Source organism: Streptacidiphilus monticola (assembly GCF_042658505.1).
GTDB lineage: Bacteria > Actinomycetota > Actinomycetes > Streptomycetales > Streptomycetaceae > Streptacidiphilus > Streptacidiphilus monticola.
Window position 1 is genome coordinate 23,154 of record NZ_JBHSQJ010000100.1, and the last position, 22,395, is coordinate 45,548.

General features: G+C 72.5%; 23 protein-coding genes. 9 read left to right on the top strand and 14 right to left on the bottom strand.

Translation table 11 applies throughout. The features are described from left to right. The first annotated feature begins 62 nt into the window (after window positions 1–62). Together dapD and ACFP3V_RS23035 are read left to right on the top strand one after the other, a co-directional pair. On the top strand, window positions 63–1,064 hold the full coding sequence (gene dapD, locus ACFP3V_RS23030) for a 2,3,4,5-tetrahydropyridine-2,6-dicarboxylate N-succinyltransferase (protein WP_380586608.1): 1,002 nt from the start codon (window positions 63–65) through the stop codon (window positions 1,062–1,064). A gap of 190 nt (window positions 1,065–1,254) precedes the next feature. Then, entirely contained in the window at window positions 1,255–1,443 is a 189-nt protein-coding gene (locus ACFP3V_RS23035; RefSeq protein ID WP_380586611.1) for a hypothetical protein, read from the top strand. Here ACFP3V_RS23035 and ACFP3V_RS23040 read toward each other — a convergent pair. The 7 genes from ACFP3V_RS23040 to ACFP3V_RS23070 form a co-directional block, all read right to left on the bottom strand. Beyond that, on the bottom strand, window positions 1,418–1,981 hold the full coding sequence (locus ACFP3V_RS23040; protein WP_380586614.1) for a DUF6099 family protein: 564 nt from the start codon (window positions 1,979–1,981) through the stop codon (window positions 1,418–1,420). The two genes, ACFP3V_RS23035 and ACFP3V_RS23040, sit on opposite strands and share 26 nt — an antisense overlap. Window positions 1,982–2,265: 284 nt before the next feature. Further along, window positions 2,266–2,589, bottom strand: coding sequence for a nucleotide pyrophosphohydrolase (locus ACFP3V_RS23045; RefSeq protein ID WP_380586617.1), 324 nt, complete (start codon window positions 2,587–2,589; stop codon window positions 2,266–2,268). After that, window positions 2,586–3,434, bottom strand: a complete 849-nt coding sequence (locus tag ACFP3V_RS23050) for a putative RNA methyltransferase (protein ID WP_380586620.1) — start codon at window positions 3,432–3,434, stop codon at window positions 2,586–2,588. Before ACFP3V_RS23050 ends, ACFP3V_RS23045 begins: the two co-directional genes overlap by 4 nt. An 8-nt stretch (window positions 3,435–3,442) precedes the next feature. Beyond that, window positions 3,443–3,880 (bottom strand): fic family toxin-antitoxin system, toxin component, encoded by a 438-nt coding sequence (locus ACFP3V_RS23055; RefSeq protein WP_380586623.1) that lies wholly within the window; start codon window positions 3,878–3,880, stop codon window positions 3,443–3,445. Beyond that, a complete protein-coding gene (locus tag ACFP3V_RS23060) occupies window positions 3,877–4,110 on the bottom strand; it encodes a toxin-antitoxin system HicB family antitoxin (RefSeq protein ID WP_380586626.1) in 234 nt (77 codons plus the stop codon). The genes ACFP3V_RS23055 and ACFP3V_RS23060 overlap by 4 nt, the downstream gene beginning before the upstream one ends. A 42-nt stretch (window positions 4,111–4,152) precedes the next feature. Continuing rightward, the gene (locus tag ACFP3V_RS23065) at window positions 4,153–5,511 is read right to left on the bottom strand and encodes a class I SAM-dependent RNA methyltransferase (protein ID WP_380586629.1); all 1,359 of its coding nucleotides are present in this window, start codon (window positions 5,509–5,511) and stop codon (window positions 4,153–4,155) included. A gap of 21 nt (window positions 5,512–5,532) precedes the next feature. After that, complete coding sequence (locus ACFP3V_RS23070; RefSeq protein WP_380586632.1) at window positions 5,533–7,569, bottom strand: APC family permease; 2,037 nt, start codon at window positions 7,567–7,569, stop codon at window positions 5,533–5,535. Window positions 7,570–7,782: 213 nt separating this feature from the next. Here ACFP3V_RS23070 and ACFP3V_RS23075 point away from each other — a divergent pair, with 213 nt between their 5' ends. Together ACFP3V_RS23075 and ACFP3V_RS23080 are read left to right on the top strand one after the other, a co-directional pair. Beyond that, window positions 7,783–8,445, top strand: a complete 663-nt coding sequence (locus tag ACFP3V_RS23075; protein ID WP_380586635.1) for a potassium channel family protein — start codon at window positions 7,783–7,785, stop codon at window positions 8,443–8,445. Beyond that, the gene (locus tag ACFP3V_RS23080; RefSeq protein ID WP_380586638.1) at window positions 8,445–9,107 is read left to right on the top strand and encodes a potassium channel family protein; all 663 of its coding nucleotides are present in this window, start codon (window positions 8,445–8,447) and stop codon (window positions 9,105–9,107) included. The genes ACFP3V_RS23075 and ACFP3V_RS23080 overlap by 1 nt, the downstream gene beginning before the upstream one ends. Before the next feature lie 169 nt (window positions 9,108–9,276). On the opposite strand, the gene ACFP3V_RS23085 is transcribed toward ACFP3V_RS23080, so the two are convergent. From ACFP3V_RS23085 to ACFP3V_RS23100, 4 genes are read right to left on the bottom strand one after another with little or no spacing between them, the layout of a single operon-like run. Beyond that, complete coding sequence (locus ACFP3V_RS23085; RefSeq protein WP_380586641.1) at window positions 9,277–9,975, bottom strand: DUF3159 domain-containing protein; 699 nt, start codon at window positions 9,973–9,975, stop codon at window positions 9,277–9,279. Between the two features lie 6 nt (window positions 9,976–9,981). After that, window positions 9,982–10,380, bottom strand: coding sequence for an OB-fold nucleic acid binding domain-containing protein (locus ACFP3V_RS23090; RefSeq protein ID WP_380586644.1), 399 nt, complete (start codon window positions 10,378–10,380; stop codon window positions 9,982–9,984). A gap of 35 nt (window positions 10,381–10,415) precedes the next feature. Further along, window positions 10,416–11,099, bottom strand: a complete 684-nt coding sequence (locus tag ACFP3V_RS23095; protein WP_380586646.1) for a response regulator — start codon at window positions 11,097–11,099, stop codon at window positions 10,416–10,418. Then, window positions 11,096–13,609, bottom strand: coding sequence for an ATP-binding protein (locus ACFP3V_RS23100; RefSeq protein ID WP_380586649.1), 2,514 nt, complete (start codon window positions 13,607–13,609; stop codon window positions 11,096–11,098). Before ACFP3V_RS23100 ends, ACFP3V_RS23095 begins: the two co-directional genes overlap by 4 nt. Window positions 13,610–13,797: 188 nt before the next feature. Here ACFP3V_RS23100 and nagB point away from each other — a divergent pair, with 188 nt between their 5' ends. Further along, window positions 13,798–14,580, top strand: a complete 783-nt coding sequence (gene nagB, locus ACFP3V_RS23105; protein ID WP_380586651.1) for a glucosamine-6-phosphate deaminase — start codon at window positions 13,798–13,800, stop codon at window positions 14,578–14,580. An 89-nt stretch (window positions 14,581–14,669) separates the two neighbouring features. Then, on the top strand, window positions 14,670–16,100 hold the full coding sequence (locus tag ACFP3V_RS23110; RefSeq protein WP_380586654.1) for an amidase: 1,431 nt from the start codon (window positions 14,670–14,672) through the stop codon (window positions 16,098–16,100). On the opposite strand, the gene ACFP3V_RS23115 is transcribed toward ACFP3V_RS23110, so the two are convergent. Then, entirely contained in the window at window positions 16,101–16,832 is a 732-nt protein-coding gene (locus ACFP3V_RS23115) for a class I SAM-dependent methyltransferase (RefSeq protein WP_380586657.1), read from the bottom strand. Window positions 16,833–17,059: 227 nt separating this feature from the next. On the opposite strand from ACFP3V_RS23115, the gene ACFP3V_RS23120 reads away from it, so the two are divergent. From ACFP3V_RS23120 to ACFP3V_RS23130, 3 genes are all read left to right on the top strand, one after another. Continuing rightward, window positions 17,060–18,241 carry an ROK family transcriptional regulator gene (locus ACFP3V_RS23120; protein ID WP_380586660.1) on the top strand — a complete coding sequence of 394 codons (1,182 nt, stop codon included), beginning with the start codon at window positions 17,060–17,062 and terminating at the stop codon, window positions 18,239–18,241. Between the two features lie 215 nt (window positions 18,242–18,456). After that, window positions 18,457–19,800, top strand: a complete 1,344-nt coding sequence (locus ACFP3V_RS23125; RefSeq protein ID WP_380586663.1) for an LLM class flavin-dependent oxidoreductase — start codon at window positions 18,457–18,459, stop codon at window positions 19,798–19,800. A 29-nt stretch (window positions 19,801–19,829) separates the two neighbouring features. After that, window positions 19,830–20,783, top strand: a complete 954-nt coding sequence (locus ACFP3V_RS23130; RefSeq protein ID WP_380586666.1) for a TauD/TfdA dioxygenase family protein — start codon at window positions 19,830–19,832, stop codon at window positions 20,781–20,783. Between the two features lie 24 nt (window positions 20,784–20,807). On the opposite strand, the gene ACFP3V_RS23135 is transcribed toward ACFP3V_RS23130, so the two are convergent. Both ACFP3V_RS23135 and ACFP3V_RS23140 read right to left on the bottom strand, forming a co-directional pair. Then, window positions 20,808–21,533 carry an ABC transporter ATP-binding protein gene (locus ACFP3V_RS23135; protein ID WP_380586669.1) on the bottom strand — a complete coding sequence of 242 codons (726 nt, stop codon included), beginning with the start codon at window positions 21,531–21,533 and terminating at the stop codon, window positions 20,808–20,810. A gap of 98 nt (window positions 21,534–21,631) precedes the next feature. Next, a complete protein-coding gene (locus ACFP3V_RS23140; RefSeq protein WP_380586672.1) occupies window positions 21,632–22,393 on the bottom strand; it encodes a DUF3710 domain-containing protein in 762 nt (253 codons plus the stop codon). Between the last annotated feature and the right edge of the window lie 2 nt (window positions 22,394–22,395).

A 22,395-nucleotide genomic window follows, 5' to 3' on the forward strand; every position in this document is an offset into this window, starting at 1 on the left:
CCCGAGCCGTCCGAACGGCGGGCGGTTCGGCAGCGGGGCGGGCGATTGGTTAGGTTTCTGGCGTGACTACTGCGAACTCCGCCACCGAGACCACCCCTGCGGGCGGCGCCGTCGGCGTCGGCCTGGCCACCATCGCCGATGACGGGACCGTGCTGGACACGTGGTTCCCCGCGCCCGAGCTCGTCGCCGAGCCGGGACCGGCCGGGACCTCCCGGCTGACCGCGGAGGAGGCCGCCGCCGCCCTCGGCGACGCCGTGGCCGGCGCACTGCGCAGCGACGCCCGCCGGGGCGTCGAGGTGGGCGCCGTCCGCACCGTGATCGCCTCCCTGGAGGAGAAGCCGGCCGACACCCACGACGTGTACCTGCGTCTGCACCTGCTCAGCCATCGGCTGGTCAAGCCGCACGGCCAGAACCTCGACGGCATCTTCGGCCTGCTGGCCAACGTCGCCTGGACCAGCATCGGCCCGACCCCGGTGGACCGCGTCGAGGCCGCCCGCCTCGCCGTGCGCGCGGAGGGCGGCCAGCTGGCCGTCTTCGGCATCGACAAGTTCCCGCGGATGACGGACTACGTGGCTCCCAAGGGCGTGCGTATCGCCCACGCCGACCGGGTACGCCTGGGCGCGCACCTGGCCGAGGGCACCACCGTCATGCACGAGGGCTTCGTCAACTTCAACGCGGGCACGCTGGGCACCTCCATGGTCGAGGGTCGTATCTCGGCGGGTGTCCTGGTCGGGGACCACAGCGACATCGGCGGCGGCGCGTCGATCATGGGCACCCTCTCCGGCGGCGGCAAGCAGGTCGTCTCGGTGGGACAGCGCTGCCTGCTCGGCGCCAACGCGGGCATCGGCATCTCGCTCGGCGACGACTGCGTGGTCGAGTCCGGCCTGTACGTCACGGCCGGCACCCGGGTCACCACTCCGGACGGCGCCGTCGCCAAGGCCGTCGAGCTGTCCGGTCAGAGCAACCTGCTGTTCCGGCGCAACTCGCAGACCGGAGCGGTCGAGGTCATCGCTCGCTCCGGCTCCTGGGGCGGCCTCAACGCCGACCTGCACGCGCACAACTGACGGCCGGTCACGTCGTCGGCAGCGGCGGTCGCCCCTGGTCAACAGCGGCGANGCCGCTCCCCCGGCGGCGTGAACGACTCGCCCCGATGGGGTGATCACCGGTGACCGCCGAACCGGAGGGCGCGTTGGGCGCTGGGGACCGGTCAAGCCCGACCGGGCCTGTCCGCCCCGCCCCGAAGGGTCACGCAGCATGTCCGAGGCACCGCTCGCGCCCGAGAGCCCGCAGCACCTGTTGGCGCAGATGGAGCAGCTGCTCGCCGCCCTCAACGCCGACCTGACCCAGCTGGACGCCGACCTCCAGGCCCCCCTGACCGGCCATGCGACAGGTATCGAGGACGCCCCGGTCAGCCCCCTCAACCCGGAGGCGGATCGAGGGTGACGGAAGCGGTCGCGACCACGGCGGCCCGGTAGTCCTCCTCGGTCTCCCGTGCCCGCTCCGGATCGGCCTCCTCGCCGGTCGCCCGCAGCAACTCGGTGAGCAGGTCCCGGCATTCGGCCGCGGCGTCGACGGAATCGATGCAGCGCCAGTACAGACTCTGCTCGTCCGCCCCACAGGCCAGCACGATCAGCGCCTCGGCGCTCTCGTTCACCAGCGTCCGCAACTCCCGGAGCACGGGCCCCGGTTCACCGAGCTCGGTGAGTCTGGAGGACCGGCCGAAGGGTTCCTCCTCGGGTTCGTCGGGCGGACGCTGGACCAGCTCCGCCATGTGCAGCCCCGCGTCCACGAGCGCCCGCGCGATCTCCGCGGGCCCACAGCCGGCCCCGACCAGCGCCTGCGCGCTGAACCGCTGGGCCGCGGCCTGCGCGACGGCAGCGGTGAGCACCCCCGCTTGCCAGGCTTCGCCCAGGACGTGGGGCACGCTCCGCGCCTCAGCAAGGCCGTGACGAGTGGCCCTGACCAGTCGGATCGCTTCCATATCGGTGGCTCCTTCCGTTCGCCGTGGTCCCAGGTTCGCCGGAAGGAAGGACGAATACGGCAACGCCCCTGAAGCTGTGGATAACTGACGCCCTGTGGACCCGTCAGGGGCGCGAGGAACTGCGCGACCAGCCACCACTCACGAAGGTCCGACCGTGAGCGCGGGACGGACCTCCCCGAGTGGTGGGCTGGTCGCGCAGTTCCCCGCGCCCCTGACGGTCCCGACGCCCCTGGCGATCCCGGCGCCCCTGACGGGGCGGCCCCACTGCCGAGGAGCGGGGGCGGCTACGGGCGCGGAAAGCGGAGCTCGTTGCGGTCGATCTTGCTCGACAGCGCCCGCAGGGGGTCCACCCCTACCGCCAGGCAGAACTGGAGCAGGTAGGCCAGCACGTCCGCGACCTCGTCCTCGACGCGGTGGGCGCGGTCCGGGTCGTCCATGACCGCCGCGGCCTGCTCGGGGGTGAGCCACTGGAAGATCTCCAGCAGTTCGGCCGCCTCCACGCTCAGCGCCGCGGCCAGGTTCTTCGGGTTGTGGAACGGCCGCCAGTCCCGCGCGGCGGCGAACTCCTCCAGTCGGGCCTGCAGTTGGGCCACGGTCAGCTCACTCACACGTCCCGCCTCTCGAAGGCGCTCAGGCGCACCGAGCCCGTCACCCGCATGCGCTCCGGCAGGGCCTCGATCCGCCGCGCCAGCGCGTCCGGGTCCGTGTGCCAGGCGCTCGGCCCCATGCCGACCACCGTGCGGACCTCCGCGTGGGTCAGCTCCATGCTGAACTCCAGCTCCTCCGAACCGGCCGCCGTCAGATGCGGTTCCAGCGTCGCGGCCAGCCGCTCCTCCTTGCGGGAGTCCACCCCCAGCAGGCCCAACTCCACTACCAGCTCCGCCAGATGGCGCGGCGTCGGCGAGACCACCAGCAGCCTTCCGCCCGGTCGAAGCACCCGGCGCATCTCCGGGCCGTTGCGGGGCGCGAAGACGTTGAGCAGCACGTCCGCAGCCCCGTCCCGCACCGGCAGCGGCCGCCACGCGTCGCACACCACCGCGCCCAGCCCGGGATGCGCCCGGGCTGCCCTGCGCAGTGCGAACTTGGAGATGTCCAGCGCCAGTCCCACCAGTTGCGGGCGTTCGTCCAGCACCCACGCGGCGTACCAGCCGGTGCCGGCACCCACGTCCACCAGCGTCCGAGCATCCAGGGGCACCGACGAGCTGATCAGCTCCGCGATCGGGACGTAGTGGCCCGCCCTGAGGAAGTCCGCCCGGGCCGCCACCATCTCGGCCGTGTCCGCGGTGCCGGTGTGCGCGCCGGGAGCGAGCAGCGAGACGTAGCCCTGTCGGGCGAGGTCGAAGGAGTGCCCGGCCGGGCAGCGCAGCGCGGAACTCCCGTGCCGGGTCGGCTCCTCGGTCAGCTCCTGGCCGCAGAGGGGGCAGCGCAGCAGGACGACGCAGTCGTGCAGCATGGGGCGGTTCAGTCCTCGTCCTCGTCGGGGTCCTCGTCCTCCCCCTCCTCGGCCTCGGCCTCGGTCGGGGCCTGGTCCACGACCCACGCGGACAGGCGCTCGGAGACCGCGTCCACCCCCAGTCGGCCCTCCCGCACACCGCGCGCCAGGCTGCGCATCTCGCGGGTGGTGACGGCCACCGTCGCCCCGCCCGCGATCAGGTACGCGAAGGCGACCGCGGTGGCGAACAGTTCGTTGTTGCGCTCCAGCGCGGGCACCCGGATCAGCTGGTGCAGCAGCGCCGCCGCGCGGTCCTCGGGCTCCGGGTAGACCAGCACGTCGAAGATCTCGGCCTGATGCCGGGTCACCGCGGCGACCAGCGAGCCGTAGTCGATGACCCGGGGGTCGCCAGGTGTGTACTGCTCGGCGACCATCAACAGCCAGGAAAGGTCGATCTCGACGTTCAACGCCGGCTACCCGTACCCTCCCGCTCGCCGAACTCGGACAGGAATACCGACTCGTACTCCTTCATGAACTGGGCGGCCGCGTCCACGAAGGCCCGGCCTGTCTCGCCCATGTCCTGCTGGACCAGCTTCTCGATGTACTGGTTCATGCTGATCCCCTCCTGTTCCGCCCGCGCCCGCGCGATCTCCGCCGTCGTGGCGTCGACGCGCACATTGAGTTGCTTCTTTGCCATGCCATCGACGCTAGCGCGATTCTGCTAGCGGGGAAAGTGGTGCTATTCGGCCACCGTGCCGTCGGCGGGTTCGAGGATGGCCACGCACTCGAAGTGGTGGGTCATCGGGAACAGGTCGAAGGCCCGCAGGCTGACCGGGCGGTACCCGTTCTCGCGGAAGAAGGCCAGGTCACGGGCGAGGGCGGCGGGGTCGCAGGCGACGTAGGCGATGCGGCGGGCGTGCAGCCCGGCCAGGTGGCGCACGGTGGCCCGGCCCGCGCCGGCCCGCGGCGGGTCGAGCACGATGAGGTCGGTCTCGGTGATCCCGGTGCGCGGCAGCAGCGTCTCCACCTTGTCGCACTCGATGACCACGCGCTTCTCACCGATCAGGTCGGCCAGATTGTGCCGGGCGTCGGCGACGGCCTGCTTGCCGGATTCGATGCCCAGCACCGCGCCGTCCTCGCCGACCGCCTCCGCCAACGCGCCTGCGAACAGGCCGACGCCGCAGTACAGGTCCAGGGCGTTCTCGCCCCAACGGGGCTGAAGGCCCGTCAGCACGGCGTCCACCAGCGTGTCGGCCGCGGCGGGGTGGATCTGCCAGAAGCCGCCGTTGGACACCCGCCAGGTGCGGTTCGCCGCCCGCTCGCGGACGAAGGCGCGGCCGTGCACGCGGTGGTGGCCGCCGTGGTCGTCGATGCGCTGCACCGAGACCGGCCGGTCCAGCTCGACGATCGGCAGCCGGCCGCCCGGCACCGGCGTGAGGATCACCTGGCGGTCCGACGAACCCTGCGCGGCGATCACGTCCACCGAGGCGATCTGCGGCCACTCCCGCGCCTCGACGCCCAGCTCCTCGACGCCCTCGGCGGCGATCAGGCAGCGGTCCACCGGGACCACCTCGTGCGAGCGGTGCTTGCGCAGGCCCGCCCGGCCGGTCGCCCGGTCGACGGTGAACTGCACCCGGGTCCGCCATGCCGGCACCTGCCCGGCCGGGAGCTTGTCGCCGGGGGCCGGCTCGACGCTGCCGTCCCAGCCGGCCTGATCCGGCGTCAGACCGGCCAGCTTGCGCAGCTGTTCGGTCAGCACGGCCGCCTTGAGCTTGCGCTGGCCGCCCGGGGTGACGTGCTGCCAGTCGCAGCCGCCGCAGCGGCCCGGGCCGGAGAACGGACAGGGCGCCTCGATCCGCTCCTTGGCGGGACGCAGCACCTCGACCGCGTCCGCGCGCAGGAACCGCGAGTCGGTGCGGCCCTCGGTCACCTCCGCGACCACCAGCTCGCCCGGCAGGGCGTGCCGGACGAAGAGCACCCGGCCCTCGTGGCGGGCCACGCAGTGGCCGCCGTGGGCGACCGGGCCCACCTCGACCTCGTAGCGCTCGCCCACCAGGGAGGGAGCATCGGTGGCGGGAGCGCGGTGACGGGTGGGCACGGAGGTGTTCCTCACTGACGGTTACTGGCTGGCGGACCCCGAGCGCTCCTCGCGCCGCCCCAGATCGCCGCGGCGCACCTGGCCCGGTGCGTTCCAGCGGCGCTGCGGGGTACGCCGGCGCGTGGAGGACTCGAGCTGCCAGGGTACCGAGGTCACCATGACACCGGGTTTGAACAGCAGCCGGCCCTTGAGCCGCAGCGCGCTCTGGTTGTGCAGCACCTGCTCGTACCAGTGGCCCACGACGTACTCGGGGATGTAGACGGTCACCACGTCGCGCGGATTGCTGGAGCGAAGCCGCTTGACGTAGTCGACGACCGGGCCGGTGATCTCGCGGTAGGGCGAGTGCAGCACCTTGAGCGGGACGTCGATGCCGCGCCGCTCCCACTCCGCCTGCAGCGCCTCGGTGTCGGCCGGGTCGACGTCCACGGTGACGGCCTCGAGGGCGAAGGTGCGGGCCGACTTGGCGTAGGCGAGGGCGCGCAGGGTGGGCTTGTGCAGCTTGGAGACCAGCACCACGCCGTGGATGCGGGCGGGCAGCGCCTCCTCCTCCTGGACCGACTCCTCGTCCAGCGCCAGCTCGTCGCTGACCCGGCTGTAGTGCCGGTGGATGCCCTTCATCAGCACGAAGAAGACGACCATCAGCAGGCAGGACATCCAGGCGCCGGACATGAACTTGGTGCCCAGTACGACGATCAGCACGCAGGCGGTGCAGACCAGGCCGACGGAGTTGATGATCCGGCTGCGGATCATGTGGCGGCGCCTGGCCGGGTCGGTCTCGGTCTTCAGCAGCCGGGTCCAGTGCCGGATCATGCCGGTCTGGCTCATGTTGAAGGAGACGAAGACGCCGATGATGTAGAGCTGGATCAGCCGGTTCGGGTCGGCGTTGTAGCCGATGATGAACACGATCGCGACGGTGGCCAGCAGGATGATGCCGTTGGAGAAGGCCAGCCGGTCGCCGCGGGTGTGCAGCTGACGCGGGAGGTAGCGGTCCTGGGCGAGGATCGAGCCGAGCACCGGGAAGCCGTTGAAGGCGGTGTTGGCGGCCAGCACCAGGATCAGACCGGTGACGGCGGCGATGAAGTAGAAGCCCGGCGTGAAGTTCGAGAACACGGCCTCGGAGATCTGCGCGAGAGCGGTCTTCTGGTGGTAGTTCGCCGGCGCGCCGATCAACTGGCTCGTGTCCTCGGACATCCGAAGACCCGTCATGTTGCCCATCCAGATGATGCCGATCAGCATCGTGACCGCGATCAGCGCCATCATCAGCAGCGTGGTCGCCGCGTTCTTGCTCTTGGGCTTGCGGAAGGCGGGGACGCCGTTGCTGATGGCCTCGACGCCGGTCAGTGCGGCACAACCGGAGGAGAAGGTCTTCAGCAGCAGGAAGACCATGGCCAGCCCGGCCACGTTCTCGTGCCCGTGCTGCGGCACCAGGTGGAAGGCCTCGCTCTCGGCGTGCATGGTGTCGCCGAGCGCGTACTTGCGGATGGCCGCCCAGATCATCAGGCCGATGACGCCCACCATGAACGCGTAGGTGGGGATGGCGAAGGCGGTGCCCGACTCGCGCACGCCGCGCAGGTTCATCGCCATCAGCACGAGGACGAGGAGCACGGAGAGCAGGACCTCGTGCCCGTGCAGGGACGGCAGCGCCGAGACGATGTTGGCCACACCGGACGTCGTCGACACCGCCACGGTGAGCACGTAGTCCACCAGCAGCGCCGAGGCCACGGTCAGACCGGCGTTGGCGCCGAGGTTGACGGTGGCCACCTCGTAGTCGCCGCCGCCGCTCGGGTAGGCGTGCACGTTCTGCCGGTAGGACGCCACTACGACCAGCATGACCAGGGCGACGACCGCGCCGATCCACCAGGAGAAGTGGAGCGTGGCCATTCCGGCGACCGACAGCGCCAGGAAGATCTGCTCAGGGGCGTAGGCGACGGACGAGAGCGCGTCGGAGGCGAAGACCGGCAGCGCGATCCGCTTCGGCAGCAGGGTCTCCCCCAGCTTGTCGCTCTGGAGTGCGCGGCCGATCAGGATTCGTTTCGGCAGGTCTGTGAGTCTGGACACGAGAGAGGATCGTAGAGCTTTCCCGCCGATCAAAGGTGGACGGGGTGGCAAGACACGGAGTTCGCAGGTGGACGACCTGGAAGAAGACGGTGTAGCAGGGTCGCCATCGGGTAACGCAGTTGTGTCATTCGGATCGACGGATGCAACCCTGGTGCCAAGCCCCCGACAAGGGGTGTCAGTATCGAGCCCGGAGAGAACACCGGAAGGACGGTCGTGCACATCGTCATCATGGGCTGCGGCCGCGTGGGATCGACCCTCGCGCGCACCCTGGAGAAGCAGGGGCACTCGGTCGCCGTGGTCGACCAGGACCCGACGGCATTCCGCCGGCTCGGTTCGGACTTCGCGGGCAAGCGGGTCACCGGGGTCGGCTTCGACCAGGACACCCTGCGCGAGGCCGGTATCGAGGACGCCGGGGCCTTCGCCGCGGTGAGCAGCGGCGACAACTCGAACATCATCGCCGCCCGGGTCGCCCGCGAGAACTTCGGCGTCGAGAACGTCGCCGCGCGCATCTACGACCCCCGCCGGGCGGAGGTCTACCAGCGCCTGGGCATCCCCACGGTGGCCACCGTCCGCTGGACCGCGGACCAGATGCTGCGCCGGCTGCTGCCGAGCGGCGCCGAGCCCGAGTGGCAGGACCCGAGCGGCGCGGTGGTGCTCGCCGAGGTCCCGGTCGCCCCGGCGTGGATCGGCCACCGCCTGAGCAAGCTGGAGGAGGCCGCGGAGGTCCGCGTCGCCTTCGTCACCCGCCTGGGCCAGGGCACCCTGCCCACCGCCGACATGGTGCTGCAGGAGGGAGACCTCGTGCACATGATGCTGCGCACGTCGGACGTGGAGGCAGTCGAGGCCGTGTTCTCGAAGGGCCCGGAGGAGAACTGATGCGAGTCGCAATCGCCGGAGCCGGCGCGGTCGGCCGCTCGATCGCCGGGGAGCTCCTGGAGAACGGCCACGAGGTCCTGCTGGTCGACAAGAACCCGAAGGCCATCTCGGTCGAGCGGGTCCCCCAGGCGGAGTGGCTGCTGGCGGACGCCTGCGAGATCACCGCGCTGGACGAGGCGGCGCTGCAGCGCTGCAACGTGGTGATCGCGGCCACCGGTGACGACAAGGTGAACCTGGTCGTCTCGCTGCTGGCCAAGACGGAGTACGGGGTGCCCCGGGTCGTGGCCCGGGTGAACAACCCGAAGAACGAGTGGCTGTTCAACGAGGCATGGGGCGTGGACGTCGCCGTCTCGACGCCGCGCCTGATGTCCGCGCTGGTCGAGGAGGCCGTCAGCGTCGGCGACCTGGTGCGCCTGATGCGGTTCAGCCAGGGTGACGCCAACCTCGTGGAGTTGACGCTGGGTCAGGACGCCACGGCGGTCGGCACGATGGTCAAGGAGATCGCCTGGCCCGTGGACACCGCGCTGGTCACCATCATCCGCGAGGGCCGTGTCCTCGTGCCGAGCGGCAGCGACACGCTGGAGGCGGGCGACGAACTCCTGTTCGTCGCGGCGCCGGAGCGCGAATCCGAACTCGAAGAACTGCTGTCCCCCGAGAGCTAGTTGCACCCGGCAGGGGCGCGAGGAACGGCGCGACCAGCCCACCGCTCACGGAGGTCCGGCCCCATGTGCCGGTCGAACCTCCGTAAGTGGTGGGCTGGTCGCTGTGGGGGCACCTCCCGCCCGAAGGGTGGGGGCACCTCCCGCCCCTGGCGGGGGCGAGGACCGTGGGTCAGGTGCGGGCGTGGTCGCCCTGGGGCTGCGCCGGGGCGTCGTCCGGCTCCGCCGGGGGGTCCTCGACCTTGATGGGGGCGGGGGCCTTCGAGAGGATCAGCCAGGTCAGGTAGATCGCGACGAGCCACGGGGGCACGCCCAGGCCGATCTTGGCGACGCCCAGCCACGTCACCTGGTGCGCCCAGTACAGCGGGAACAGCACGGCCGCCCGCAGGGCGAACAGGGCCACCCACACCCACGTGGCCTTGGTGTACGCGGCCATCCGGCCCGGATTCCGCGTGCGCCAGGTGAAGTTCTCGCCCAGCACCGGGCCCAGCGCGACCCCGATCAGCGGCCAGCGCACGATCGCCGAGACCGCGTAGGCGACGCCCAGGCACAGGCCCCAGATCATCGAGGGCAGGTAGAAGTCCTGGGCCTTGCCCGACTTCATCGCGATGAACGCGCCGATGGCCACGCCCAGCACGCCGCCGAAGGCGTGCTTGAGCGTCTCGCGCCGCGTCAGCCGGATGACGGCCAGCAGCACGGTGACGCCCACCGCGGACCACGCGGACAGCGCGTTGCTCTTGGTGATCGTGTAGAGGACCACGAAGACCAGCCCGGGCACGGTCATGTCGACCATGCCGCGGATGCCGCCGAACGCGTCGATCAGGGAGGTGTCGACCGCGGCGGCCGCGGGCTTCTTGTGGGTGGCTGACACGCGGGACTACTCCGATCCGACGGGACGCAGCTCGTAGCGGGGGTTGAACAGGACCCGGCGGCCCCGGGCGTGGCTGATCCGGCCGTGGGCGATCAGCTTGCGGCCCGGTTCTATCCCGACGATCGAGCGGCGGCCCAGCCAGACCACGTCCAGCGAGTCGGTGCCGTCGAAGAGTTCCGCCTCCAGGGCGGGCACGCCCGCCCGCGGGCGCAGCGTGACCGCGCGCAGCGTGCCGGCGACGGTGACCTGGGAGCGGTCGGCGCAGGCGGCGATGGGCGTGGAGCCGATGCTCTCGGCGTCCTGGCGGAGCTCCTCGGCGTGCAGTTCCTCGCTGCTCGTGGACAGCCGACTGAACATGCGGCGCAGCCGCCCCTGCTGCCGGTCGCCCCGGTCGTCTCCACTCATGTCGGCAGGGTACCGCGAGAGCACCCGCGCACACCTCAGGGTTCGAAGCGGTAGCCCATGCCGGGCTCGGTGACGAAGTGGACCGGGTGGGCCGGGTCGGCCTCCAGCTTCCGCCGCAGCTGCGCCATGTAGACCCGCAGGTAGTTGGACTCCGTTCCGTAGGCCGGACCCCACACCTCCTGGAGCAGCTGCTTCTGGCTGACGAGTCGTCCGCTGTTGCGGACCAGGACCTCGAGCAGGTGCCACTCGGTCGGCGTCAGCCGCACGTCCGTGTCGCCCTTGCGGACCCGCTTGGCGGCCAGGTCCACCGAGAAGGAGGCCGTGGCGACCACGGCCGCGTCGCCGTCGGGTCCGGCCGGCGCGGCGCGGCGGACCGCCGCCCGCAGCCGGGCCAGCAGCTCGTCCATGCCGAACGGCTTGGTGACGTAGTCGTCCGCGCCGACGTCCAGGGCCTCGACCTTCTCGTCGGAGGTGTGCCGGGCGGACAGGACGATGATCGGCACCTTGGTCCAGCCGCGCAGGCCCCGGATCACCTCGGTGCCGTCCATGTCCGGCAGGCCGAGGTCGAGCAGGACCACGTCGGGGTGCCGGGCGGCAGCCAACTCCAGTGCGGTGCGGCCGTCCTGGGCCGCGTCCACCTCGTACTTGCGGGCGCGCAGGTTGATCACCAGGGCGCGGACGATCTGCGGTTCGTCGTCCACCACCAGGACGCGGGTCATGGAAGCTCGGGCCCTTCTGCGGTCGGGAGGGTGAAGACCATGGTGAGGCCGCCGCCGGGGGTGTCCTCGGCGGTGAGGGTGCCGCCCATCGCCTCGGCGAACCCGCGCGCCACGGCCAGTCCCAGGCCGACGCCCGCGCCGCGCGGCGCGTCGCCGTGGCGCTGGAAGGGCTCGAAGACCTTCTCCTTGGCGGCGTCCGGGATGCCCGGGCCGCAGTCGGCGACCCGGATCTCCAGCGAGCGGCCGAGGACGCTGGCGCTGACGGTCACCGGCCGGCTGCCCTCGTTGTACTTGACGGCGTTCTCGACGACGTTGCCGAGCGCGCGCTCGAGCAGCCCGGCGTCGGCGCGGACCATCGGCAGCGACTCCGGGATGTCCGCGCGGACCGCCCCCGGCGGGACGCCGAGCAGGGCCAGCGGGACGACCTCGTCCAGGTCCGTCTCGCGCAGCAGCGGGACGACGGCGCCGGTCTGCAGCCGGCTCATGTCGAGCAGGTTGCCGATCAGATGGTCCAGCCGGTCCGCGCCCGCCTCGATCCCGGCGAGCAGTTCCGCCTCGTCCTCGGGCTCCCACTCGACGTCCGCCGAGCGCAGCGAGCTGACCGAGGCCTTGATCGACGCGAGCGGCGTGCGCAGGTCGTGCGAGACGGCGGCAAGCAGGGCGGTGCGGATCCGGTTGCCCTCCGCGAGCCGCCGCGCCTCGGCGGCCTCCTCGGCCAGCCGGGCTCGCTCCAGCAGCACCGCGGCCTGCGCGGCGAAGGCCCCGAGCACCCGGCGGTCCCCGGCGGGCAGCACCCGGCCGCTCAGCGCGAGCGCGAGCCGGTCGCCCACCGGCACGTCCACGTCGGCGTCCTCGGGACGGAGCACCGGGTGCGGGCCGACGGCTCCGGCCACCCGCCACGGCCCGAAGTCCTCGTCGCGTTCGAGCAGCGCGACCGACTCGGTCTGGAAGGTCTCCTGGACCCGTTCCAGCAGGGCGGGCAGCCCTTCCTCGCCGCGGAGCACGGTCCCGGCCAGGAAGCTGAGCGTCTCGGCCTCGGCCCTGGCGCGTGCCGCCTCCGCGGTCTGACGGGCCGCCAGATCCACGACGTAGGCGACGGCCAGGGCGACCGCGATGAAGACGCCCATCGCGATGATGTTCTCCCCGGCGGCGATGGTCAGCGTGTGCAGCGGCGGGGTGAAGAACCAGTTGATCAGCAGCGAGCCGACGGCGGCCGAGGCCAGCGCCGGGAAGAGGCCGCCGAGCAGCGCCGCGCCGACGGTCAGGCCGAGGTAGAGCAGCATCTCGGTGTGGGTGCCGCCGCGCGAGATCTGAATGGCCGTCAGCACCCAGGTCAGCAGCAGCGGTCCGCCGACGCCGACCACCCAGCCGGCGATGGTGCGGCCCCGGCCCAGCCGGGCGATCCGCCGGATCGGCCGCACCCGGCCGCGGGCGACGTGCTCGTGGGTGACGATGTGCACGTCGATGTCGCCGGAGTCGCGGGCGACGGTGGCGCCGACGCCCGGCCCGAGGATCCACTGCCAGGGCTTGCGGCGGCTGCTGCCCAGCACGATCTGGGTGGCGTTGACCCCCCGGGCGAAGTCGAGCAGCGCCTGCGCCGCGTCGTCGCCGAGGACGTGGTGGAAGGAGCCGCCGAGGTCCTCCACCAGGGCGCGCTGCACGGTGAGTTCCTTGGGCGAGGCGCCGGTCAGCCCGTCGCTGCGGGCCACGTAGACGGCGAGCAGCTCGCTTCCGGACCCCTTCGCGGCGATCCGGGCGGCGCGGCGGATCAGGGTGCGCCCCTCGGGCCCGCCGGTGAGGCCGACGACGATGCGCTCGCGCGCCTGCCAGGTGGAGTCGATGGCGTGGTCGGCGCGGTAGCGCTGCAGGTACTCGTCCACGCGGTCGGCGACCCAGAGCAGGGCCAGTTCGCGCAGCGCGGTGAGGTTGCCGGGCCGGAAGTAGTTGGCGAGGGCCGCGTCCACCTTCTCGGGGGCGTACACGTTGCCGTGGGCCAGGCGGCGGCGCAGCGCCTCGGGGGCCATGTCGACCAGCTCGATCTGGTCGGCGCGGCGGACCACCTCGTCGGGGACGGTCTCGTGCTGCCGCACGCCGGTGATCGCCTCGACGACGTCCCCGAGCGACTCCAGGTGCTGGATGTTGACGGTGGAGATCACGTCGATGCCGGCCTCCAGCAGCTCCTCGACGTCCTGCCAGCGCTTGGCGTTGCGGGAGCCCGGGACGTTGCTGTGCGCGAGTTCGTCGACCAGGGCGACCCGGGGCTTGCGGGCGAGGACCGCGTCCACGTCCATCTCGGTGAAGGCGGCGCCGCGGTGGACCAGCGTGCGGCGGGGGACGACCTCCAGACCCTGCGTCAGTTCCGAGGTGTGGACCCGGCCGTGGTCCTCGACGTAGGCGATGGCGACGTCGGTTCCGCGCTCGGCGCGGCGGTGGGCCTCGCCCAGCATGGCGTAGGTCTTGCCCACCCCGGGGGCGGCCCCCAGGTAGATCCGCAGCCTGCCGCGTCCCATCGTCCCTGTCCGCGCTGTCGTGTCGCCGGGCCCCCGGCGCCGTGTTCAGATCGAGCGTAGGCGGTCCGCGCAGGTGTTCACCCTCCCGTGGTCCTCCGGAGCCTTGCCTTGACGAGATCTTGACGTGCTAAATTGGTCTATACCACATTGGACAGTGTCGGGCACTTATCGAGATCGGTGGAGACAGCGTGGAAGTTGTGATCGTCCCTGACGCCGCGGCAGGCGGCGAGCTCATCGCCTCCGCCATCGCGGACCTGGTGGTCCGCAAGCCCGACGCCCTGCTCGGCGTCGCCACCGGCTCCACCCCGCTGCCGATCTACACCGCGCTCACCGCCCGGGTCCGCGGCGGCCTGGACGTCTCCCGGCTGCGCGTGTGCCAGCTGGACGAGTACGTGGGCCTGCCCAAGGGGCACCCCGAGTCCTACCGGGCCACCGTGCTGCGCGAGGTGGTCGAGCCGCTGGGCCTGCCCGAGGAGCACTTCTTCGGCCCCGACGGCTCGGCGGCGGACATCCAGGGCGCCTGCGAGGACTACGACCGCGCCCTGGCCGCCGCCGGCGGCGTGGACCTGCAGATCCTCGGCATCGGCACCGACGGCCACATCGGCTTCAACGAGCCCTGCTCCTCGCTGGCCTCGCGCACCCGGATCAAGACGCTCACCGAGCAGACCCGCGTGGACAACGCCCGCTTCTTCGACAACGACATCGACCAGGTCCCGCACCACGTGATCACCCAGGGCATCGGCACCATCCTCGACGCCCGGCACCTCGTGCTGCTGGCCACCGGCGCCAACAAGGCCGACGCCGTCGCGGCCACCGTCGAGGGCCCGGTCGCGTCCCTGGTCCCGGCCTCCGCGCTGCAGCTGCACCCGCACGCCACCGTGGTCGTGGACGAGGCCGCGGCCACCGGCCTCAAGCTGGCCGACTACTTCCGCGCCACCTACGCCGCCAAGCCGGACTGGCAGGGCATCTGACCCACCCTCAGCCTCTTCCCTGACGTCCCGGCCGGTGCGAGGATCGGCCGGGACGTTACTTACGGGTAGAGACGTAGAGGGGCAGGGCAATGGCGCAACTGCACGATCTGACGGCGCTGGAGCAGGGCGAGCTCGTGGCGGCGGGCAAGCTCTCGCCGGTGGAGCTGGCCGAGCACTACCTCGACCGGATCGACGCGCTGAACGAGACCGTCGGCGCCTACGTCACCGTCACCCGCGAGCGCGCCCTGGACGAGGCGCGCCGGGCCGAGCAGGAGTCCGCGGACGCCCGCGCCGCGGGCCGCCCGCTCTCCCCGCTGCACGGCGTCCCGGTGCCGGTCAAGGACCTCAACCTGGTGGCGGGGGTGCGGGCCACCTTCGGCTCCGCCGCCTTCGCCGACCACGTCCCGGCGGTGGACGACCACATCGTCACGCGGCTCCGCGACGCCGGGACCGTGCTGCTCGGAAAGACCAACACGCCCGAGTTCGGACTCCCGTGCTACACCGAGAACCGCGTCGCGCCGCCCGCGCGCACGCCCTGGGACCTGGAGCGCTCCGCCGGCGGCTCCAGCGGCGGCGCGGCGGCCGCGGTCTCCTCCGGACTGGCCCCGGTCGCGCACGCCAGCGACGGCGGCGGATCCATCCGCATCCCCGCCTCGGTCTGCGGCCTCTTCGGCATCAAGCCGAGCCGCGGCCGCGTCCCCTCCGGGCCGACGCTCTACGACGTCACCGGACTGAGCACCAGCGGCCCGCTCGCCCGTACGGTCGCGGACGCGGCCGCGCTGCTCGACGTGCTGGCCGGCTACGCCCCCGGCGAGCCCTACACCGCGCCCGAACTCCCGCCCGGGGAGCGGTTCCTGGACCACGCCCGCCGAGAGCCCGGCCGGCTGCGGGTCGCCGTGCTGACCCAGGCCCCCGTCACCGGCATCGAGGTGCACGCCGACTGCGTGAAGGCCACCCAGTCCACCGCGGAACTGCTGGAATCCCTCGGCCACACGGTCGAGCCCCTGGACCTGCCCGCCGACGACACCCTGCTCAAGGTCTTCTCGCAGGCCTGGGCGGTGCTGGCGACCATGCACCCGGTCCCGCCGCAGGACGAGGAGAAGCTGATGCCGCTCACCCGCCACCTGCGGGCGGCGGGGTACCAGGTCTCCGGCCCGGACTTCGCCCAGGCCGTCTACGCCTTCCGCTTCATCGGCAACCTGGTCGCCCAGCTCATGCAGGCATATGACATCGTGCTCACCCCGACGCTGGCCCAACCACCGGCGCTGGTCGGCCAGTTGCGCAACGAGGCGGACCCGGAGGCGGAGTTCCGGGCGCTCACCGCGTTCACGCCGTTCACCCCGCTGTTCAACGCCACCGGCCAGCCGGCCGTCAGCGTCCCGCTGCACTGGACCGAGACCGGACTGCCCATCGGCAGCATGCTGGCCGGCCGCTACGGCGAGGACGCGCTGCTGCTCTCGCTCTCCGCGCAGCTGGAGGCCGCCCGCCCCTGGGCGCAGCGCAAGCCCGCGCTGTGGTGATCAGCCCTTCTGGGCGACCGTGACGATCACGCGGCTGGCGGCGGTGAGCGGTCCCCGCCGCCAGTCGCCGTACTGCTCGACGACGGTGAAGCCGGCCCGGGCCAGGAAGGCGTTCAGCGGACCGGGCGCGAGGAAGCGCAACTGCGCCTGCTGGAGCAGCGGTTCGGGCCACCACGGGCCGGTGAAGGTCTCGGTGAGCGTCACCACGTCCCCGTCGACGGCGGTCACCTCCTGGGTGGCGACCGCCGTGCCGCCGTCGGGGTTGACCACCTTCTCCGTGCCGTTCCAGTCCTCCCAGGCCCGCGCCTGCGGATGCCGCGTCTCGAAGGCGAAGGTTCCCCCGGGCGCGAGCGCCCGGTGGATCGCAGCGAGGGAGGCGTGCAGGACGGCGTCGGTGGCCAGGCACTGGAAGGCGTTGCTCGCCATGTAGGCATGGTCGAACTCGACCGTCCAGGGGGCCTCTTCGGCGGTACCGCGGACCCACTCGATGCCGCCGGGCGACAGCGCCCGGGCGCGGGCGAGCATCGTCTCGTCGGGCTCGAGCCCGACCAGGCGGCCGCGGTGGCCCTCGCGCCGGGCCCGGTGCAGCAGCATGCCGGTGCCGCAGCCGACGTCGAGGACCCGCTCGGCGTCCCGCAGCCGGGCGAGATGGAAGTCGTCGCTGGGCCCCCAGGGGTTGAGCAGGTCGTACCACGCGGCCGGGTCGGACCAGTCGGTCGTCGTCGAAGTCACCGGCGCAGGATCACCCAGCGGGCGGGCGAGCGCAACGGCTTTCTTCGCGTGACCGCCATCCGGCTGTAACAGGCGTCCATTGACCCGGCGTCACCGTGTTGCCAGCATCGGGGACATGACCTCACGCGCAGCACGGAGCTGTCCCGGCAGCCGGTAGCCCCCCGCACCGGGGGCCACCGGCGTCACGACGCACGCCGTCCCGGACCCCGTCGCAGAGGACCGTCCCGATGCTCACCCTGGTCGCCCCTCCCCCACCGCTCTCCGCCCCCGGCCAGCCCGACGGCGCGGCCGCCGTGCTGCGGGCCGCGCTCACCCGCGGCCCGCTGGCGCGCAGCGCCATCAGCAAGGTCACCGGCCTGAGCCCGGCCGCGGTCTCCCGCCACGCGGCGGACCTGCTGGCGATGGGCCTGGTCTACGAGCCCGACACTCCCGACGGCCCGCCCCGCCCGGGTCGCCCGCGGATCCCGCTGGACGTGGACACGTCCCGCCACGTGGCGGCGGGCGTGCACATCGCGATCCCGCAACTCACCTACTCCCTCACCGACCTGAGGGGCCGGGTGGTGGCGATGGAGCAGGCGCCGCGCCGGGAGCGCCCCGAGCAGGTGCTCGCGGACATCGCCGAGCAGCTGCCCCGATTCCTGGCCCGCCGCGGACGGGGCCGCTCGGTCCTCGGCTTCGGTGCGGTGACCGGCGGCTGGGTGGACCCGGAAGCGGGCGTCCTCGTCGAGAACGCGGCGCTGGGCTGGAGCGACGTGCCCCTGCGGGACCGCCTGCAGCGGGCCACCCGCCTCCCGATCCACGTGGAGTCCCACGCACGGGCGCTGGCCCGGGCGGAACTGCTGTTCGGCGTGGCCGCCGAGCACGGGGAACTGGTGCACCTGTTCGTCGGCAACGTGGTCGACGCCGCGATCGCGGCGGGGGGCACGCTGCTGAGGGGCCGTCAGGGCGGGGCAGGCGGCATCGCCCATCTTCCCGTGCCCGGCTCCACGGTCCGGTGCCCGTGCGGACGGACGGGCTGCCTGCAGGTGACCGTCTCCGACCGCGCCCTCGGCGACGCAGCTCGCGCGGCCGGTGTGGCCGCCGACCTCGCCGGCCTGGTACGCGCCGCGGCCGCGGGCGACGCCCGCGCCCTGGAGCTGTGCCGCGGACGGCTGCGGGCGGTGGCCCACGCGGTGGGCCTGCTGGTCGACATGATCAGCCCGGAGACCCTGGTGCTGACGGAGGCCGTGACGATGTATCTGCCGGAGCTGCTCGGGGAGTTGCGGGCCGAGCTGGCGGCAGGGGCGGCCGCCCGCGTGCACGCAAGTTCCTTCGGCCCCCACGCCCTCGCCGTCGCCGCCGGCGCGCCCGTCCTGGCGGCCGTCCACCACGACCCCCTCGCCCTCCGCACGGCCCGCACCGCGGGCTAGGCCCCGAAGGGGCCTCCAAGGGCGCGAGGAACTGCGCGAGCAACACACCACTCGGGGAGGTTCGACCCGCAGACGGGGCCGGACCCCCGCGAGTGGTGGGCTGGTCGCGCAGTTCCTCGCGCCCCTGAAGGGCCCTTCAGGCCAAAAGACCGCAATTACTTCCGCACCGTCAGAAACCATTCCCTTTCGGTCACTTGGGCTCAGAAAATCGACGCATGTCGCACCGGCAGCTCCACCTCAACCTCTTCCTCATGGGCGTCGGCCACCACGAAGCCGCCTGGCGGCATCCCCGGACCGACCCCGCCGACCTGGGCTCCATACGCCACTTCCAGCGGCTGGCCCGCACCGCCGAGGCCGCCGCCTTCGACTCCGTCTTCCTCGCGGACGGAGTGGAGGGCCCGGACCCCAGCGCCCGCAGCAACGCCTGGGTCGGTCACTTCGAACCCTTCACCCTCCTCTCCGCCCTTGCCGTCAGCACCGAACGCATCGGGCTGATCGGCACCGTCTCCACGGGCTTCACCGAGCCCTACAACCTCGCCCGGCAGTTCGCCTCCCTCGACCACATCAGCGGGGGCCGGGCGGGCTGGAACATCGTCACCTCCGCCGGCGACCGCGCCGCCCGCAACTTCAACCGGACCGCCAACCAGGACCACGCCGTCCGCTACCAGCGCGCCGACGAGTACCTCCGGGTCGCCACCGACCTCTGGGACAGCTGGGAGGACGACGCCCTCGTCTTCGACCGGCAGAGCGGGCAGGCGCTGCGCCCCGGCAGCCTGCACGAACTCGCCCACGAGGGTGAGCACTTCCAGGTGCTCGGCCCGCTGAACATCCCGCGCCCGCCGCAGGGGTATCCGCTGCTGGTCCAGGCCGGCTCCTCCGAGGACGGCAAGGACTTCGCCGCCCGCTGGGCCGAGGCCGTGTTCACCGCCCAGCAGACGCTCGCCGAGGGCCGGGCCTTCTACGCCGACCTCAAGGCCCGCGCCCGGTCCCACGGTCGCAGCGACGACAGCATCGTCGTGCTGCCGGGCGTCGTCCCCGTCCTCGGCTCGACGGAGGCCGAGGCCAAGGCGCTGGACGCCGAGCTGGACGATCTGATCACCCCCGAGCGGGCGGTGCGCACGCTGTCCTCCCTGCTCGGCGTCGACCTCACCGACCACCCGCTGGACCAGCCCCTGCCGCCGCTGCCGCCCGTCAGCGCGATCAACGGCGCCAAGAGCCGCTTCGAGCTGGTCCGCGACCTCGCCGAGCGCGAGCGGCTGACGCTGCGCCAACTGATCGGCCGGCTCGGCGGCGGACGCGGGCACCAGGTCGTGGCCGGCACGCCCGAGCAGCTCGCCGACCACATCGAGCTGTGGTTCACCCAGGGCGCGGCGGACGGCTTCAACATCATGCCGCCGCTGCTGCCGGACCAGTTGGACCACTTCGCCGAGCACGTCGTCCCGATCCTGCGCGAGCGTGGGCTGTTCCGCCGCGAGTACACCGGCCGGACCCTGCGCGAGCACTACGGACTTCCCCGCCCTGCCAACCGCCTCGCGGCCCTGGCCGCCAACCACCAGTAGCAGCAGACCCGTTCGGAGAGGACCTCCCCATGTCCCAGCTCACCGTCCGCCCGGTCGCCGGCCACATCGGCGCCGACATCGACGGCGTGGACCTCTCGGTCCCGCTCGCCCCGGAGACCGTCGACGCCATCCGCGACGCCCTGCACACCTACAAGGTCGTCTTCTTCCGGGGGCAGACCCTGGACCACGCCGCCCAGATCGCCTTCGCCCGTCAGTTCGGCGACCTGACCTACGCGCACCCCCACGACAACGCGCCGCCGGAGGGCCACCCGGAGATCTTCACCATCGACCCGGAACGCTTCGAGCAGCGCTACGGCAAGGAGTTCCTGGAGGAGTACCGCAGCAAGCGCCAGTACTCCTACTTCGACGGCTGGCACACCGACGTCACCGCGGCGGTCAACCCGCCGGCGGCGTCGATCCTGCGGGCGGAGACCGTGCCGGCCATCGGCGGCGACACCCAGTGGACCAACCTGGTCGCCGCCTACCAGGGCCTTTCGGAGCCGCTGCGGCGCTTCGTGGACACCCTGCGCGCCCAGCACCGCTACGGCGGCAGCACGAAGGTCGAGGGCGACAGCGCCTACGCCAAGCGAATCAACGACAACCTGCTGGTGGCGGAGCACCCGGTGGTCCGGGTCCACCCGGCGACCGGGGAGCGGGCGCTCTTCGTCAACCCGGGCTTCACCAGCCACATCGTGGGGCTGCGGCCGCACGAGAGCAAGGCGCTGCTGGACCTGCTCTACGGCGAGATCACCCGCCCCGAGTACACGGTGCGGTTCCGCTGGGAGCCGGGCCACGTCGCCTTCTGGGACAACCAGGCCACCGCCCACCTGGCGCCGCGCGACCTGGAGCACCTGGACGTCCAGCGCACCCTGCACCGGGTCACCCTCATCGGCGAGGTGCCGGTGGGACCGGACGGCCGCGAGTCCGAACTGCTGGCGGGCCGCCCCTTCACCGCCGACCACCGGGTGGCCGTCGCCTCCTGACGCCCCGCCAGGCCCGGTGCCCGCCTACGCGACGATCTGACCGTCCCTCAGGTCCAGTACCCGGTCCGCGAGTTCCATCAGGTTCGGGTCGTGGGTGGCCACGAGGGCGGTCACGCCCTCACTGCGGACCACGGCCCGCAGCAACTGCATGATGGCGCGGCCGGTGTCCGAGTCCAGCTGCCCCGTGGGCTCGTCGGCGATGATCAGCGAGGGCTGGTTGGCCAGCGCCCGCGCGATCGCGACGCGCTGCTGCTGGCCGCCGGAGAGCTCTCCCGGGCGCTGGTCGGCGTGGTCCGCCAGGCCGACCAGCGCCAGCAGCTCGTGGACCCGCTCCTCCCGCTCCCTGGCCGGGGTCCGCCGCAGCCGCATCGGGACGCCGACGTTCTCCGCCGCCGACAGGATCGGGATGAGGCCGAAGGACTGGAACACGAAGCCGATCCGGTCCCGGCGCAGCGCCAGCAGGCCCTCCTCGCCCAGCTCGGACAGGTCGTGGCCGTCCACCCGGATCGTCCCGGAGCTGGGGCGGTCCAGGCCGCCGACCAGGTTCAGCAGCGTGGTCTTACCCGAGCCCGAGCGGCCGCGGAGGGCCGTCAGCTCACCCCGCCGCGCCGTGAAGGACACCCCGCGCAGCGCGTGCACCTGGCCGGCCCCGGAGCCGAAGGACCTGTGCAGGTCCGCCACCTCGACCATCGGCGCCGCGCTCCCCACCACGGCCACCCCGGCGTCCCGCTCCTCGGCGTGCTCGTCCATCCCCGTCCCCCTCCTGCCCGCGCGTCCGCGCCGGGCCACTCAACATAGCGCCCCCTGCCCGGAATCCGGGCAGGGGGCGGGACGTTCTGCGGTGCGGCTCAGCGCACCTCGGTGATCTCCGGGCCGCGCTCGAAGGGGTTCAGGTCCCCGCTGTAGCGGTTCTGGCCGTCCTGCTGCTGCGGCATGCCGTCGGCCACCATCTCGCCGCCGTCCGGCAGCTTGAGCACGATCGGGTCGCGGGGGGCCATCGGCTGCTCGCCGCGGACCACGACCGTCTCCCGGAAGACCTGCTCCAGCACGCCCGCGGACTCCGGCTGCACCGCGGCCTGACCGGAGATCACGCCGCGCAGGAACCAGCGCGGGCCGTCACAGCCGACGAAGCGGACCAGCTGCACACCGTGCGTACCGTCCGGCAGCTGCACCGGGACCTGGGCGCGCAGGCCCCAGCCCAGCGGGCCCTCCTCCTCGTCCACGACTCCACCCTGCTGGGTGATGCCCGCGGCGATCTCGCGGCGGACCTCCCCCCAGATGCCCTCGGACTTGGGCGCGGCGAAGGCCTGCAGCTGGATGGCGCTGTTGCCGAGCACGAGCGTGGCGGCGACGATCGCGTCACCCGCGACCTCGACGCGCAGCTCCATGCCCTGGACGCCCGGAACGATCAGACCGCCCAGGTCGACCCGGCCCTCGGTGGGGTTCTCCACCTCGGAGACGTCCCACGGACCGTCGGGACGCGGCGCCGGCGGCAGGGCCACCTGCTCCTCGTCCGCTGCGACGTCCTCGCTGTCCTCGGCGTCGGTCTTCTCGGCGTCGATCTGCTCGTCGACGACAGCGTCCTCGCTCTTGGCGCGACGACGGAACACGG

Coding starts and splice junctions, on each gene's coding strand:
- ACFP3V_RS23035 (WP_380586611.1), top strand. CDS start 1,255: ATGTCCGAGGCACCGCTCGCGCCCGAGAGCCCGCAGCACCTGTTGGCG.
- ACFP3V_RS23040 (WP_380586614.1), bottom strand. CDS start 1,981: ATGGAAGCGATCCGACTGGTCAGGGCCACTCGTCACGGCCTTGCTGAG.
- ACFP3V_RS23050 (WP_380586620.1), bottom strand. CDS start 3,434: ATGCTGCACGACTGCGTCGTCCTGCTGCGCTGCCCCCTCTGCGGCCAG.
- ACFP3V_RS23060 (WP_380586626.1), bottom strand. CDS start 4,110: ATGGCAAAGAAGCAACTCAATGTGCGCGTCGACGCCACGACGGCGGAG.
- ACFP3V_RS23080 (WP_380586638.1), top strand. CDS start 8,445: ATGCGAGTCGCAATCGCCGGAGCCGGCGCGGTCGGCCGCTCGATCGCC.
- ACFP3V_RS23090 (WP_380586644.1), bottom strand. CDS start 10,380: ATGAGTGGAGACGACCGGGGCGACCGGCAGCAGGGGCGGCTGCGCCGC.
- ACFP3V_RS23095 (WP_380586646.1), bottom strand. CDS start 11,099: ATGACCCGCGTCCTGGTGGTGGACGACGAACCGCAGATCGTCCGCGCC.
- ACFP3V_RS23100 (WP_380586649.1), bottom strand. CDS start 13,609: ATGGGACGCGGCAGGCTGCGGATCTACCTGGGGGCCGCCCCCGGGGTG.
- ACFP3V_RS23110 (WP_380586654.1), top strand. CDS start 14,670: ATGGCGCAACTGCACGATCTGACGGCGCTGGAGCAGGGCGAGCTCGTG.
- ACFP3V_RS23120 (WP_380586660.1), top strand. CDS start 17,060: ATGCTCACCCTGGTCGCCCCTCCCCCACCGCTCTCCGCCCCCGGCCAG.
- ACFP3V_RS23125 (WP_380586663.1), top strand. CDS start 18,457: ATGTCGCACCGGCAGCTCCACCTCAACCTCTTCCTCATGGGCGTCGGC.
- ACFP3V_RS23130 (WP_380586666.1), top strand. CDS start 19,830: ATGTCCCAGCTCACCGTCCGCCCGGTCGCCGGCCACATCGGCGCCGAC.
- ACFP3V_RS23135 (WP_380586669.1), bottom strand. CDS start 21,533: ATGGACGAGCACGCCGAGGAGCGGGACGCCGGGGTGGCCGTGGTGGGG.